A 14123-nucleotide genomic window follows, 5' to 3' on the forward strand; every position below is an offset into this window, starting at 1 on the left:
GAAGAACACACCCGCCGACGAGGCGGAAACCGGCCGACCTGGCCCGGCCGATATCCTGGGGGTGTGACGTTCCCGGTAGTCGGCATGATCGGCGGCACTGGTCCTGTCCGGACCCGACGCACAACAGGACCGCCGGGGACGGCTGTTCCCGGACGCGTCCTTCGACCCGGTGGCCTCCGAGCACCGCCGACGCGCCGAGCAGACGGCCGTACTGCCCCTGCCGGCGCACGCCGTACGTCCCCGGCAGTCGGCCGGCTCCTTCGACCACCGCTACGACGCCGCCGCACGCGCCGACATCCCCTCGGACGGCACATGGCACACCGTCACCGTCGGCGAGGTGCCGGTCGGTCTGCGGACCGAGTACCTGTGCGTGCCCGCCGTGGAGGAGGCCGTCTACACGACGCTGGTGCTGGTCAACGACACCGGTCACGCGCTGCTGGCCGGGCCGCTGGAGATCGCGGCGGACGGGGACTTCCTCCTGACCACCTCACTGCCCACCCTCGCTCCCGGCGGCGTGTGCCGGGTGGGGCTCGGCCCCGACGAGGCCATCACGGTCACCCGCCGGGCGACCATGAACGAGTCGGTCTCCGGGCTGCGCAACAACGTGACCGTGCTCGACCACCGCGTCCACGTCGAGCTGGCCAACCGGCTCACCGTCGGCGTCACCGTGGAGGTACGCGAACGGATACCGGTCACCGTCGACGCCGACATACGGATCGAGGAGACAGCCGACTGGAAGGCGCCCGCGCAGGACGCCGAGGCCGAGCGGCACGCGCAGGGCACCCGCGTGTGGCGGATCGAGCTGCCGGCCCGCGCCACCGCCGCCCTCGACGGCGGTTACGTCATCCGCATCCCGGCCGGCAAGGCCCTGACCGGCGGCAACCGCAGGAGCTGACTCCCATGTCCACGAGCCCCGAACAGATCGCCCTCCCCGTCACCGCGGTCACCTGCCTGGAGGACCGGGCACACGTCGAGCGCACCGTCGCCCTCGACCTGGAGGCCGGCACCCGGCGGCTGCGCCTCGGGCCGGTCAGCGCCCTGACCGTCGACCGCAGCCTGCACGCCGACCTGACGGCCGCTCACCCGGCGACCGTGCTCGACGCGAGGGTCGTCCGCACCTGGACACCGCGCGGGCCGGGTCCCGCGGACGACGACTCCGTGCTCCGCCACCGCGTGGGCGTCCTCGAAGAGGAGCAGCAGTCGCTGGAGCAGCGGCGCGACCGTCTGCACGCGCGCGTCGACGTCCTCGACCGTCTCGCCACCGACCTGCTGCGCGAGATCGGCGAGGGCGCCGGCCGCGGCGAGGCCGACAAGGCCCGCTGGACCCGCGAACTGGAGCGCGCCGACGGCGAACGCGACAGCTACGGCGAGCAACTCCGCGCGGCGCAGGCCCGGCTGACCGAGCTGGCCGCCGAACTCTCCGACAGCCGGAGGGCTCTGCGGCTCGCCGAGACCGAACCCGCCGAGCTGGTCGGCCACATCGAACTCACCGTCCATGCGGACGCCGCCGGCCCGGCCCGGCTCCGCCTGACCCACCTCGTGCCCTGCGCCCTGTGGCGGCCCGCCTACCGGGCCGTGCTCGACGGCGACGCACTCACGCTGGACACGGACGCGGTGGTATGGCAGCACACGGGCGAGGACTGGTCGGACATACGGCTGACGCTGTCGACGGCGCGCTCCTCGCGGGCCACCCGACCGCCCCGCCTCGTGGAGGACGTGCTGACCCTGCAGGACCGCTCCCCCGCCGAGCGCCGCACCGTCGACGTCGAGCTGCGCGAGGAGGAGATCACGGACCTCGGCCCCTCCCCCGTTCAGGGCCTGCCCGGGGTCGACGACGGCGGTGAGGTCCGCGTCCTGCGCTGCGACGCACCCGTCTCGGTGCCGTCGGACGGACGGGCCCACCGGGTGCCGCTCTCGTCCTTCACCACCCCCGCAGGCAGCCAGTACACCTGCGCGCCCGAGCTGTCCCCGCTGGTGAGCCGGACCGTGCGGTTCGACAACCGTTCCGGGCACGCGCTGCTCGCCGGGCCTGTGGACCTCGTCGGCGACAGCGGGTACGGCGGGCGCGGCACGCTGGACTTCACCGCGCCCGGCGCCGCCGTCGACCTCGCCTTCGGCAGCCGTGACGACCACCGGGTCGTGCGGCACGCCGAGGAGACCCGGGACACCGCGGGGCTGACCCAGCGAACCGTCCTCACCCGCACCGTCCGGCTCCACCTCTCCCGCTTCTCGGCGCCCACCGAGCACGAGGAGCACATGGTCGTCGTCCGCGAGCGCGTCCCCGTCTCGGAGACGTCGGCGGTCGAGGTGAGCGTGCGCGGCAAGGAGTGCTCCCCGGCACCCGACGGGATCGACGCGGACGGCATCGTCCGCTGGAACGTCCCGCTGCCTCCGGGCGGCCGGCGCACCGTCACCCTGGTCTACGACGTCACGGCGAGCGCGAAAGTGAACGGTCTCTGACCGCCCGTCCTGTCGGCACGGGAGGATGCGGGTGGCGCCGGAATCCCATCCCCCCGCATCCTCGCGCAGCTGCTCAACTCCTCTACGCCCCGGAGGGCTTCGTGCGATTTCCGCCCCGTTCCCCGTCCGGCTGGACCATGGCCGTGTTCGGCGTTCTCGCCGCCGCCATGGGTGCGGTGGGGCTCGTGGCCCCGGATGCGCTCCTGGTGCTCATGGGGTTTCCGGCCGGGGAAGGCTCCCGTGCGCCGGGGGACAACACCCTGGTCTTCGTGACCGCCTCCTCCATGGCGGCGCTCAACATGGGCGTGTATTACGTCCTGGCGGCGCTCTCCGACTGGAAGGCGTTCTTCCGCTGGACCGTCCCCTTCCGGCTGCTGACGTGCGCGGTGTTCACGCTCGCGGTGATCGGCGGCCGCGCCCCGGCCGGTTTCCTCGGTGTGGGCGTGTGGGAAGGGGTCGGCGCGGTGGCGACGGGCGCCGCCCTCCGCCACGAGCGGGAGCGCACCCCGCGGACGGCACAGGGACGGGCTCGGCCGCGGAGCGACGGAGCGGGCTCACCCGACGTCGGGTGAGCCCGACAGGTCGGACAGGCTCACCCGACGGCCGGTCGGCTCACGGGGTCGGACACGGTTCGGCGCGGGGCGGGAGGGGCCGGGACGGCATGTGCCACGGCCCGGCCGCCCCTCGGCTCAGGCGAGTTCGACGAGCAGGTCGCCGCCCTCGACCTGCTGGACGGGGTTGATGGCAAGCCGGCCCACCCGGCCGGACCTCGGGGCGGTGATCGACGCCTCCATCTTCATCGCCTCGATGGTGGCGACCGTCGCCCCGGACTCCACCTCGTCCCCTTCGGCGACGGTGAGGGTCACCACGCCCGCGAACGGCGCCGCGACGTGCCCGGGGTTCGCCCGGTCGGCCTTCTCGGTGACGGGGACGTCCGCGGCGGCGGCCCTGTCACGCACCTGGATGGGCCTCAACTGACCGTTCAGGGACGACATCACGGTGCGCATCCCGCGCTCGTCCGCGTCGCCGACGGCCTGCAGCTCGATCAGCAGCCGCACGCCCCGCTCCAGGTCGACGGCGTACTCCTTGCCCGGCCGCAGTCCGTAGAAGAACGCTTTGCTGTCGAGCACGCTGGTGTCGCCGTGCGAGTCGCGGTGCGCCTCGAACTCCCGGGTCGGCCCCGGGAACAGCAGCCGGTTGAGGGTCGCCCGCCGGTCCTTCGCCAGTCCCTCGCGGTCGTCGGCGCTCAACTCCCCCACGGGCTTGGCCTCGGCACGCCCCCGCAGCGCCCTGGTGCGGAAGGGCTCGGGCCAGCCACCGGGCGGGGTGCCCAGCTCACCGCGGAGGAAGCCGATGACGGAGTCGGGGATGTCGAACCTGTCGGGCTCCGCCTCGAAGTCGTCCGGGGACACGCCGGCACCCACCAGGTGGAGCGCCAGGTCACCGACCACCTTCGACGAAGGAGTGACCTTGACCAGGCGGCCGAGCATCCGGTCGGCGGCGGCGTACATCGCCTCGATCTCCTCGAAGCGGTCGCCCAGGCCCAACGCGACCGCCTGGGTGCGCAGGTTGGAGAGCTGCCCGCCGGGGATCTCGTGGTGGTAGACGCGGCCGGTCGGCGAGGCCAGACCCGCCTCGAAGGGGGCGTAGACCTTGCGGACGCTCTCCCAGTACGGCTCGAGGTCGCCCACGGCCTGCAGGTCGAGGCCCGTCGGCCGCTCGGAGTGGTCGGTCGCCGCCACGATCGCGGACAGCGACGGCTGCGAGGTTGTACCGGCCATGGACGCCACCGCGCCGTCCACCGCGTCGGCGCCGGCCTGGATCGCGGCGAGATAGGTGGCGAGCTGGCCGCCGGCGGTGTCGTGGGTGTGCAGGTGGACCGGCAGGTCGAACTCGCGGCGCAGAGCGGACACCAGCTTCGCCGCGGCCGGCGCCCGCAGCAGGCCGGCCATGTCCTTGACCGCCAGCACATGGGCACCCGCGTCCACGATCCGCTCGGCCAGCCGCAGGTAGTAGTCCAGGGTGTAGAGGCGCTCGGCCGGGTCGGACAGGTCGGCGGTGTAGCACAGGGCCACCTCCGCCACCGCCGTCCCGGTCTCCCGCACGGCGTCGATGGCGGGCCGCATCTGGTCCACGTCGTTGAGGGCGTCGAAGATGCGGAAGATGTCGATGCCGGTGGCCGCCGCCTCCTGCACGAACGCGTCGGTCACCTCGGTGGGGTACGGCGTGTAGCCCACCGTGTTGCGGCCGCGCAGCAGCATCTGGAGGCAGATGTTGGGCGCGGCCTCCCGCAGGGCCGCCAGGCGCTCCCAGGGGTCCTCGGCGAGGAAGCGCAGGGCGACGTCGTAGGTCGCTCCGCCCCAGCATTCCAGGGACAGCAGCCCGGGCATCGTGCGCGCCACCACCGGCGCGACGGCGAGCAGGTCCTTGGTGCGCACCCGCGTGGCGAGCAGCGACTGGTGGGCGTCGCGGAAGGTGGTGTCGGTGACGCCGATGGTCGGTGACGCGCGCAGCCGGCCGGCGAAGCCCTCCGGGCCGAGTTCGGCGAGCCGCTGCCGGGAGCCGGCCGGCGGTTCACCGGGCGGGAGCGCGGGCAGCTTGCTCAACGGGTCGATCAGGTCCGGCCGTTCGCCGTGCGGCTTGTTGACCGTGACGTCGGCGAGGTAGGTGAGCAGTTTCGTACCGCGGTCGGCGGAGTGCCGGGAGGTGAGCAGCTGCGGGCGCTGCTCGATGAACGACGTGGTGACCCGGCCGGCCTGGAAGTCGGCGTCGTCGAGGACGGCCTGCAGGAACGGGATGTTGGTGGACACGCCGCGGATGCGGAACTCGGCCACGGCGCGCCGGGCGCGCCCGACCGCGGTGGCGAAGTCCCGGCCCCGGCAGGTGAGTTTGACCAGCATCGAGTCGAAGTGCGCGCTGATCTCCGTACCGGCGTGGGTGGTGCCGCCGTCGAGGCGGATGCCGGAGCCGCCCGGCGAGCGGTAGGCGCTGATCCGTCCGGTGTCCGGGCGGAAGCCGTTGGCCGGGTCCTCGGTGGTGATCCGGCACTGGAGCGCGGCGCCGCGCAGGGTGACGGTGTCCTGGGCGAGGCCGAGGTCGGCGAGGGTCTCGCCGGCGGCGATGCGCAGTTGCGCCTGCACCAGGTCGACGTCCGTGACCTCCTCGGTCACCGTGTGCTCGACCTGGATGCGCGGGTTCATCTCGATGAAGACGTGGTTGCCGTCGCGGTCGAGCAGGAACTCCACGGTGCCGGCGTTGCGGTAGCCGATCTGCCGGGCGAACCGCACGGCGTCGGCACAGATGCGGTCGCGCAGCTCCGGGTCGAGGTTCGGGGCGGGCGCCAGCTCGATCACCTTCTGGTGGCGGCGCTGCACGGAGCAGTCCCGCTCGAACAGGTGAATGACCTCGCCCCGTCCGTCGGCGAGGATCTGCACCTCGATGTGGCGGGGCTCGACGACGGCCTTCTCCAGGAAGACCGTGGAGTCGCCGAACGCGGACGCCGCCTCGCGGGACGCCGCCTCGATGGCCTCGCGCAACTGCGCGGGCTCCTCGACGCGGCGCATTCCCCGCCCGCCGCCTCCCGCGACCGCCTTGACGAACACGGGGAAGCCGACGTCCTCGGCGGCACGGACCAGTGCGTCCACGTCGGTGGACGGTTCCGAGGAGCCCAGCACCGGTACGCCGGCCTCGCGCGCGGCGGCGACCGCGCGGGCCTTGTTCCCGGTCAGCTCCAGGATGTCCGCGCTCGGTCCGACGAAGGTGATGCCGGCTTCCTCGCAGGCCCGGGCCAGCTCGGGGTTCTCGGACAGGAATCCGTACCCCGGGTACACGGCGTCCGCTCCCGCGCGGCGCGCCGCGCGGACGATCTCGTCGACGGAGAGATAGGCCCGTACCGGATGCCCCGGCTCCCCGATCTCGTACGCCTCGTCGGCCTTGAGCCGGTGCAGCGAGTTGCGGTCCTCGTGGGGGAAGACGGCGACGGTGCGCGCGCCCAGCTCGTATCCCGCGCGGAACGCGCGAATCGCGATCTCGCCACGGTTGGCAACCAGCACCTTGCGGAACATGCTTGATCCCTTCAGCCTGCCGGACGGGGCCCACCCATGGTGTCGGCGACACCGCTCCACCGCCATGTGAACCGGGCCACTCACGGGGTGGATCCGGGATCACCGGCACCGGGCCTCCTGGTCTCAGGCGGCCGCCGGCGGCGGGATGTTGTGGTTCGCCGACAGCCTCGCCGTGCCCCCGCGCGGTGGCCCGGGGTCAGGCGGCCCGGTCGCCCGGTGCCGGTGCGGCGGCCCTGGCGCTGATCACCGCCCGCCCTCGCTCCGACTCGGGGAAGCGGTCGAGCATCGCGCGCAGTTCACCGGCGCCGACATACGCGCCGAAGGGCTCGGTGCCCGGTTCGAGCCGCACTCCCTCGGCGAGGGGCCCCGCCGTGACGGGGTCGAAGCCGAGAGCGGTCACGAGGTCCGCGACGACGCCGAGCGCGTCGGCGTCGTCGCCGGCGATCGCGATCGCCTTGCGTCCCGGCGCCCCCTCGGGCCGGGCACCGTCCTCGAGATCGTGGTAGCCCATGTGGTTGAAGGCCTTGACCACCCGGGCTCCGGACAGATACGCCTGCACGATCTCGCTCGACGAGGTGAGCGGATCGGTGAGGTCGTCGCGGATGCCGTCGACCTCCCACCAGTAGTTCATCGCGTCGAGCACGAGCTTGCCCCGCAGCGAATCGGCCGCGACGGTGCGGTACTTGCCGAGCGGGAGCGCCAGGACGACGACATCCGCCTCGGCCGCTGCCGACTCCGCGGTGACCGGGACGGCACCGGGGGTGAGGACCTCGACGGTGAGCTCGATCGTGGCCGGGTCCCCCGATCCCGCGATGAGCACGCGATAGCCGGCCGCCAGGGCCAGACGCGCCAGCACGGTGCCCACCTTTCCGGCGCCCAGGATGCCGACCGTGCGCACGGCGCCGTCGGTGGTGGTGTCCATGTCTTCTCCGTTCATGGGGCCCGGGACGACTCCGCCCGTGGGGCCCGGGAATTCCGCGCTCATGGGGCCCGGCGTCAGTCTGCGAGGAGGTCGCGGACCATCGGGAGCACCTTGGTGCCGTACAGCTCCACCGCGCGCAGGCGGGAGCCGACCGACTGCGCCCCTGTGGTGTAGATGAGGTCGAATCGGCCGACGCCCAGCGTTTTGATCGCTCGGGCCATCTTGCGGGCGACGGTCTCGGGCGAGCCGATGTAGAGCGAGCCGTGCTCGATCTCGGCGTCGTACTCCTCCTTGCGGATCGGCGGCCAGCCGCGCAGCGCGCCGATGCGGTCCCGGATGACCTTGTAGTGCGGCCAGTGCAGCTCGCGGGCCTCCTCGTCGGTGTCCGCGACGAAGCCCGGCGAGTGCATGGCGACCGGGTGGGCCGTGGTGCCGAACTTCTCGGCGGCCCGCCGGTAGAGGTCGATGTAGGGCGCGAAGCGCTCCGGGTTGCCGCCGATGATGGCGATCATCAGCGGGAATCCGTAGCGCGCGGTACGGATGACCGACTGGGGTGAGCCGCCGACGCCGACCCAGGTGGTCAGGCGCCCGGATTCGGTCTTGGGGAAGACGTCCGCGTTGTCGAGCGGAGCCCGCTTGGTCCCGCTCCAGGTGACGGGCTTCTCCTCCAGCAGCTTGGCGAAGAGCTCGATCTTCTCCTCGAAGAGCAGGTCGTAGTCGCTCAGGTCGTAGCCGAACAGGGGGAACGACTCGGTGAAGGAGCCGCGCCCGAGAATGATCTCGGCCCGGCCGTTCGAGAGCGCGTCCAGGGTCGAGAACCGCTGGAACACACGGACCGGATCGTCCGAGCTCAGCACGGTCACACCGGACGAGAGGCGGATGCGGCTGGTCCGTGTGGCGATACCCGCGAGCACGGTCTCCGGAGAGGAGATCGCGTACTCCGGGCGGTGGTGTTCACCGAGCGCGAGGACGTCGACACCGGTCTCCTCGGCGAGAACGGCCTCGTCGAGGACCTGCCGGATGGCCCGTGCGTCGGACACCGGGGTCCCGGAGTCGTCGAGCGGCACATCGCCGAACGTGTCGAGGCCGAAGACGAGATCAGACATGACTGGGTTCCTTCGTGAGCAGATGCCTCACCCGCGGGGCGACCTCGGTGCCCAGCAGCTCGATCGTGCGGGCCCGGGCCTCGCGGGGGAGATGCATGACGTCGTACTTGAGGTCGAAACGGCTGAGCCGCAGATCGCGTGCCATCGTGGCGATCTTGCGGGCGACGGTCTCGGGCGAGCCGACGAAGAGCGCGCCCTGGCCGACCTCCGCCAGGTAGCGCTCACGGGTCGGCTTGTAGAACCCGCGCTCCTCCGCGAGGGCGGCGACGACCGGCTGCCAATACTGCCACCAGGTCTCGGTCGCCTCCTCGTCGGTGTCGGCGACGAGCCCCAGCGAGTGCTGGGCGACGGGCTGACGGGCGTGCCCGTACTGTTCGAGCGTGCGGTGGTAGAGCTCGACATGGCCGGCGAAGCGCTGGGGGCGGCCACCGATCACGGCCAGCATGAGGGGCAGGCCGTAGCGGGCCGCGCGCACCACGGAATGCGGGCTGCCGCCCACGCCGATCCAGGTCGGAATGCCGCCGGGCGGCATACGGGGACGCGGTCGCTGCTCGACGAGCGGTGGCCGGAACTTTCCGGACCAGGTCACCGTCTCCTCACGCTGGAGGCGCATGAACAGGTCGAGCTTCTCCTCGAACAGCTCCTCGTAGTCGGCGAGGTCGTGGCCGAACAGCGGGAACGACTCGGTGGCCGACGCCCGGCCCAGGACGAGCTGGGCGCGGCCGTTCGAGGCGGCGTCCAGCGTGGCGAACTCGTGGTAGAGCCGCACGGGGTCGTTGGTGCTGAGCACGGTCACCGAGGTACCGAGCCGGATGCGTTCCGTCGCGGTGGCGATCGCGGCGAGCAGGACGGGGGTCGCGCTGTCGTTGTGGCCCGCGCGGTAGTGCTCGCCGACGCTGAACACATCGATCCCGACCGATTCGGCGAGCCTGGCCTCCTCGATCAGCAGACGGACGGTCTCGGCGTCGCCGAGCGGCCGCCCTCCGCCGTCCGTGGCGACCTCCCCGAACGAATTCAGCCCCAGCTCGAACCCTGTGGTCGTCATGGACTCCTCCTCCTGACTCCCGGTACGTCCGGTGCCGTGGGATTTCTCTTGCTTGACGCAGCAAATACTTCCCCACCGGGCTCGACTCGTCAACCACGAGGGTGGGGCGCTGCGCGCGAGGACCCACGCCGCGTGTTCGCACGCGATCACCGGCCCCTATCCTTCGCTTGATCAACCACGGACAAGCACAGTGCCGGAGCAGGGGGATGACACGTGACGTACGGGCGCGCCGCGATACCCGCGGTGATCGGAAGCCTGCTGTTCGCTCTGTTGCTGTGGTGGGCGGGGGCCGGCGTGCACGCGCTGCACCTGCGCGGTGCCACGGGCGTGCTCGGCATCGAGTCGACGAACGAACTCCTGCGCTGGCTCGCCCCCTGGTCGTACGACCCTCCGGGGAGCGGGGACACGTCCTCGGGCGCGGACGCCCGGTACGCCGGTCTGTACGCCACCGCGATGCAGATCAGATACGTCGCGGTCTTCGTGTTCTTCCTCGTCGGCGCACTCCTCCTGGTGCGCAGGATCCCGCCGGTACGGGGCCGCACGCCGGCCACCGTGCTGGCGCTGTGGGCCTGGAGCCCGGTGGCGGGAGCGCTTGCCGTGACCGTCTCCGCGCCCTGGCTCATCGCGTCCCAGGGCAACGGCAGCTACCGCGTCCTGCCGCAGCTGGCGACCGTGATCGCGTCGAGCGGCCCCGTCACGGTGTTCGCGGGGCTGCTGACCGCTCTGCTCACGGTGCCCGGTGCCCGCATCACCGCCAAGGGCGCCGATCCGCTGCCCCGGCGGATCGTTCCGCGGCGCGCCGGCCGCCTCGCCGCGAGCGCCGGAACCGCGGTGATCGCGCTGTCGCTGGTGGTCCTCTCGCACGCGTCGGTGGCGGCCCGGATCCAGACGTCGTGGACCGGTACGGGACTGCTGTCCGAGCCCGGCGACCTGCTGCGCCTGTGGCTGCTGCTCGGGGCCTGGTCCGGCCCGGGGACCGCCTCGCTCGGCTACTGGCTGCTCCATCGGGTCCCCGACGTGGTCCTGCTGGTCGTGGTGTGGTGGGCGCTGCGGCTGTCGCCCACCCTGCTCACCCGGACCACGGTGCCGGCGATGGCGGCCGGCGGCGTGTGCGCCACCGTGCTGGGACTCCTGTCGAGCCAGGTCATGCAGATGGCGATCGACCACGACACCGCCACCGTGTGGGGGCCGGTGCATCTGTTCTCCCGGCTCGGCACCGGCGCACCCGCCGCCCTCGTCTTCGGCACCGCCGCCGGGATCACGGCGTTCGTGACGCTACGGCTGACCCGGGGCGCCGGCGACATGGGCATTCCTCCTCGGGCGGGTTGAGTACCTGCGCGCTGACGGCAGTTCGCGAGCGCCCGAACACTGGGGCCATGGGCAGAGAACCTGTGAGATCCGAACTCCTGGTGACCGTGGTGCCGGCCGGCGTGACGTCGGCCGCGTGGGCCGGCTGGCTGGGCTGGGATGAGCGGTACGACGTGCAGGCGGACGGCTCGCTGAGCGGCCCCTACGAGGCGTGGCAGGTGATCGGCCTCGTGCTGACACTGCTGGGGCTGGTGTGCTGGGTCGCGTCCCGGAATCGCGTCGCGGCCGCGGTGGTGGGCACCACGTCGGGGCTGGCCGTCGCCGCCTATGTCGATTGGTCGGACGACGGGAGCGGGCTCTTCCTGATCGGCGTCGCCATGATCGTGATCGGCAGCGTGGTCGCGTCCACGCTCGTCTCGCTCCTGGTCGCCGCCGTGGCCCGGAAGGCCGGTGGCCGCCGGCGGGGCTGAGCCGCCGCGCCCGCGCGAGCCGGATCGCGAAGGGTTTCGGGTCCGGCCGCGACCGTCCCGACGTGGTGATCCGCACTGCCGGTGTCACGGACGGGAGGGCTGTCCGGTCGTAGTGGTGACGAGGCCGATTCCGAGCCGCCAGGCCGGATGACGGTCGGCCTCCGGGCTCCCAGCGGGAGCCAGCCACCACACTGCCAGGAGAAGACGTTCATGAGCACCACCCCGATCATCGCGATCGCCTACCACTCCGGCTACGGCCACACGACCGTCCTCGCCGAGGCCGTACGCGAGGGCGCCGTGGACGCCGGAGCGGTCGCCCACGTGATCAAGGTCGACGAGATCACCGACGAGCAGTGGGAACTGCTCGACGCCGCGGACGCGATCGTGTTCGGTTCGCCGACCTACATGGGCACGGCCTCCGGTGCGTTCCACAAGTTCGCCGAGACGACCTCCAAGCGCTGGGCCGTCCACTCCTGGAAGGACAAGCTCGCGGCCGGGTTCAGCAACTCCGGTGCCAAGAGCGGCGACAAGCTCCAGACCCTCCAGTACTTCACCATTCTGGCCGCCCAGCACGGTATGACCTGGGTCAACCTCGGCCTGCACCCGGGCTGGAACAGCACCACCGCCTCCGAGGACGACCTCAACCGCCTCGGCTTCTACCTGGGCGCGGGCGCGCAGACCCACACCGACCACGGCCCCGAGGAAGTCCACAAGGCCGACATAGCCACCGCCCAGCACCTCGGGCGCCGCATCGCCGAGCAGGCCCAGATCTTCGTCGCGGGGCGCAGCGCCGTCGGCGCCTGACCCTGATTCCGGCGGCAGCGGGCACACCACCGGGCCACGGCTCCACGCCGGACCCCGGCCCGCTGCGGCTGCTCGGGCTCCGGCGTCATCCGTGGGAACGGCGTCTTCCGCGCCCGCGACGCCGGAGCCATCCGCCGATCAGTGCGAGGTCCGCGAGTGCCGCCGCCGCGGCGGCCGCTCGTCCGGCCACCGGCAGCCCTGCCGTGCGCAACAGATCGAGCGACTCAGACCCGGGCCGGACGAGTGATGCCGCCTCGTCCGGCCCGGCCCAGTCCCGCTCCGCGGGAACGGCCGGTCCGCCGGACACTCCGCGAACTGCCCCAACAGCCGGTCGCCCACCTCCGCCGGCACCCCGCGGGCCGAACTGCGCCGGGCGCCCGGTGACCATCAGATCGGTCCGCACCGAGACGGCCCTGCCCTCGTCGCACGCGCTCAGTACGCCGGTGAGCGTCGCCTTGGCCGTGCCCGGGCCGCGGGTCTCCCCGCCGCTCGCGACGAGCACCATCCGGTACTCCGTCTCGTCCAGCTCCTGGAAGACCGCGGTGCCGGGGTACGTCATGGGGGTCCCGATTCCGGGCCGGTCCACGGACCCCGAAGGGAGTTCCGTGGTCCATTGGACCCCGAAGGGAGTCCCGCCGGCCCGCGAACGCCGGTGGGGCCGCGTGCTCCGACAGGGTGGCTGTCGGAGCACGCGGCCCCTGGGCCGGGGAAGGGCCGTCGGCCTCGGCCCCGCGGGACGCTACTTCGGGTCGCGGTCGAACAGTGACCGGGACCAGATGTAGCCGAGCACGGCCAGCCCCACGCACCAGAGCACGGCCAGCCATCCGTCGTTGCCGATCTCGCTGCCGAGCAGCAGTCCGCGCAGGGTCTCGATGGCGGGCGTGAACGGCTGGTACTCGGCGACCGGCTGGAACCAGCCCGGCATCGCGTCGACCGGCACGAAGGCGCTGGACAGGAGCGGCAGGACCATCAACGGCAGGGCGTTGTTGCTGGCCGCCTCGGCGTTGGGGCTGGACAGGCCCATCCCGACCGCGATCCAGGTGAGTGCCAGGGAGACGAGCGTCAGCAGCCCGAGGGCCAGGACCCATTCCAGGATGGTGGCGTCGTGCGACCGGAACCCGATGGCCACGGCGACGGCACCGACGAGGACCACGCTCATCACGCACTGCAGCACGCTGCCGAGGACATGCCCGATGAGCACCGACCCCCGGTGGATCGCCATCGTGCGGAAGCGGGCGATGACGCCCTCGGTCATGTCGTTGGAGACCGACACCGCGCTGCCGATCGTGGTGCCGCCGATGGTCAGCAGCAGGATGCCGGGCACGAGATACGCGAGGTACTCGGACCGGTCGGCGCCACCGTCTCCGATGCCGGCGCTCATCACGTCGCCGAAGATGTAGACGAAGAGCAGGAGCAGCATCACGGGCGTGAGCAGCAGGTTCAGGGTGAGGGACGGATAGCGGCGCGCGTGCAGGAGGTTGCGCCGCAGCATGGTGGACGAATCGCGCAGGGCGAGGGTGAGGGAACTCATCGGGCGGCCTCCGTGGACTGGTCGGGGATGACGGCTCCGCCGGTGAGGGCGAAGAAGACGTCGTCGAGATCGGGGGTGTGCACGGTCAGCTCGTCGGCCTCGACGCCCGCGGTGTCCAGCCGGTCGAGCAGGGAGCGCAGTGCGCGCTGGCTGCCGTCGGCGGGGATCTGGAGGGTGAGTGCCTCGTCGTCCCGGGTGGTCGGGTGGAGCGACGAGGACGCGTGCCGGTAGGCGGCCGGGTCGGTGAAGCGGAGCCTGACGTGTCCGCCGGGGACGAGTCTCTTCAGTTCCTCGGCGGTGCCCTCGGCGGCGATCCTTCCGTCGTTCAGGACGGCGATGCGGTCGGCGAGTTCGTCGGCCTCCTGGAGGTACTGGGTGGTGAGGAAGACGGTGACCCCGCCGGTGACCAGTTC

Annotated in this window: 12 protein-coding genes and 1 pseudogene; 6 read left to right on the forward strand and 7 right to left on the reverse strand. The window is 72.3% G+C overall.

Annotated elements, in window-relative coordinates; genetic code table 11:
- Positions 1-91: 91 nt before the first annotated feature.
- The 3 genes and pseudogenes from ACWCPM_RS33720 to ACWCPM_RS33730 all read left to right on the forward strand — a co-directional run.
- Positions 92-895, forward strand: a pseudogene (locus tag ACWCPM_RS33720) (DUF4139 domain-containing protein); the annotation flags it as partial.
- Between the two features lie 5 nt (positions 896-900).
- Positions 901-2460 (forward strand): mucoidy inhibitor MuiA family protein, encoded by a 1560-nt coding sequence (locus ACWCPM_RS33725; RefSeq protein ID WP_450980080.1) that lies wholly within the window; start codon positions 901-903, stop codon positions 2458-2460.
- 101 nt (positions 2461-2561) lie between these two features.
- Complete coding sequence (locus ACWCPM_RS33730; protein WP_450980081.1) at positions 2562-3032, forward strand: hypothetical protein; 471 nt, start codon at positions 2562-2564, stop codon at positions 3030-3032.
- A gap of 117 nt (positions 3033-3149) precedes the next feature.
- Here the strand turns inward: ACWCPM_RS33730 and ACWCPM_RS33735 are convergent, their stop codons facing one another.
- From ACWCPM_RS33735 to ACWCPM_RS33750, 4 genes are all read right to left on the reverse strand, one after another.
- Positions 3150-6524: a pyruvate carboxylase gene (locus ACWCPM_RS33735; protein ID WP_450980082.1), complete on the reverse strand. Its 3375-nt coding sequence runs from the start codon at positions 6522-6524 to the stop codon at positions 3150-3152.
- A 196-nt stretch (positions 6525-6720) separates the two neighbouring features.
- On the reverse strand, positions 6721-7446 hold the full coding sequence (locus ACWCPM_RS33740) for an NADPH-dependent F420 reductase (RefSeq protein WP_450980083.1): 726 nt from the start codon (positions 7444-7446) through the stop codon (positions 6721-6723).
- Between the two features lie 74 nt (positions 7447-7520).
- Entirely contained in the window at positions 7521-8552 is a 1032-nt protein-coding gene (locus ACWCPM_RS33745) for an LLM class flavin-dependent oxidoreductase (RefSeq protein ID WP_450980084.1), read from the reverse strand.
- Positions 8545-9597, reverse strand: a complete 1053-nt coding sequence (locus ACWCPM_RS33750) for an LLM class flavin-dependent oxidoreductase (RefSeq protein WP_450980085.1) — start codon at positions 9595-9597, stop codon at positions 8545-8547. Before ACWCPM_RS33750 ends, ACWCPM_RS33745 begins: the two co-directional genes overlap by 8 nt.
- A gap of 213 nt (positions 9598-9810) precedes the next feature.
- Between ACWCPM_RS33750 and ACWCPM_RS33755 the strand changes: the two genes are divergently transcribed.
- The 3 genes from ACWCPM_RS33755 (at position 9811) to ACWCPM_RS33765 (ending at position 12179) form a co-directional block, all read left to right on the forward strand.
- Positions 9811-10926 carry a hypothetical protein gene (locus ACWCPM_RS33755; protein WP_450980086.1) on the forward strand — a complete coding sequence of 372 codons (1116 nt, stop codon included), beginning with the start codon at positions 9811-9813 and terminating at the stop codon, positions 10924-10926.
- A gap of 47 nt (positions 10927-10973) precedes the next feature.
- The gene (locus tag ACWCPM_RS33760; protein ID WP_450980087.1) at positions 10974-11375 is read left to right on the forward strand and encodes a hypothetical protein; all 402 of its coding nucleotides are present in this window, start codon (positions 10974-10976) and stop codon (positions 11373-11375) included.
- Positions 11376-11585: 210 nt separating this feature from the next.
- Positions 11586-12179 (forward strand): flavodoxin family protein, encoded by a 594-nt coding sequence (locus ACWCPM_RS33765; RefSeq protein ID WP_450980088.1) that lies wholly within the window; start codon positions 11586-11588, stop codon positions 12177-12179.
- 85 nt (positions 12180-12264) lie between these two features.
- Here the strand turns inward: ACWCPM_RS33765 and ACWCPM_RS33770 are convergent, their stop codons facing one another.
- The 3 genes from ACWCPM_RS33770 to ACWCPM_RS33780 all read right to left on the reverse strand — a co-directional run.
- Positions 12265-12738 carry a carbon monoxide dehydrogenase gene (locus ACWCPM_RS33770; RefSeq protein ID WP_450980089.1) on the reverse strand — a complete coding sequence of 158 codons (474 nt, stop codon included), beginning with the start codon at positions 12736-12738 and terminating at the stop codon, positions 12265-12267.
- Positions 12739-12918: 180 nt separating this feature from the next.
- Positions 12919-13710, reverse strand: coding sequence for an ABC transporter permease (locus ACWCPM_RS33775; protein WP_450980090.1), 792 nt, complete (start codon positions 13708-13710; stop codon positions 12919-12921).
- A partial coding sequence (locus ACWCPM_RS33780) for an ATP-binding protein DrrA1-3 family domain-containing protein (protein ID WP_450980091.1) occupies positions 13707-14123 on the reverse strand: 417 nt, incomplete at its 5' end. The genes ACWCPM_RS33775 and ACWCPM_RS33780, both read right to left, overlap by 4 nt.

The sequence above is a fragment of the Streptomyces sp. NPDC002309 genome (genome assembly GCF_053593375.1).

Coding starts and splice junctions, on each gene's coding strand:
- ACWCPM_RS33770 (WP_450980089.1), bottom strand. CDS start 12,738: ATGACGTACCCCGGCACCGCGGTCTTCCAGGAGCTGGACGAGACGGAG.
- ACWCPM_RS33735 (WP_450980082.1), bottom strand. CDS start 6,524: ATGTTCCGCAAGGTGCTGGTTGCCAACCGTGGCGAGATCGCGATTCGC.
- ACWCPM_RS33750 (WP_450980085.1), bottom strand. CDS start 9,597: ATGACGACCACAGGGTTCGAGCTGGGGCTGAATTCGTTCGGGGAGGTC.
- ACWCPM_RS33765 (WP_450980088.1), top strand. CDS start 11,586: ATGAGCACCACCCCGATCATCGCGATCGCCTACCACTCCGGCTACGGC.
- ACWCPM_RS33725 (WP_450980080.1), top strand. CDS start 901: ATGTCCACGAGCCCCGAACAGATCGCCCTCCCCGTCACCGCGGTCACC.
- ACWCPM_RS33745 (WP_450980084.1), bottom strand. CDS start 8,552: ATGTCTGATCTCGTCTTCGGCCTCGACACGTTCGGCGATGTGCCGCTC.
- ACWCPM_RS33775 (WP_450980090.1), bottom strand. CDS start 13,710: ATGAGTTCCCTCACCCTCGCCCTGCGCGATTCGTCCACCATGCTGCGG.
- ACWCPM_RS33760 (WP_450980087.1), top strand. CDS start 10,974: ATGGGCAGAGAACCTGTGAGATCCGAACTCCTGGTGACCGTGGTGCCG.
- ACWCPM_RS33740 (WP_450980083.1), bottom strand. CDS start 7,446: ATGGACACCACCACCGACGGCGCCGTGCGCACGGTCGGCATCCTGGGC.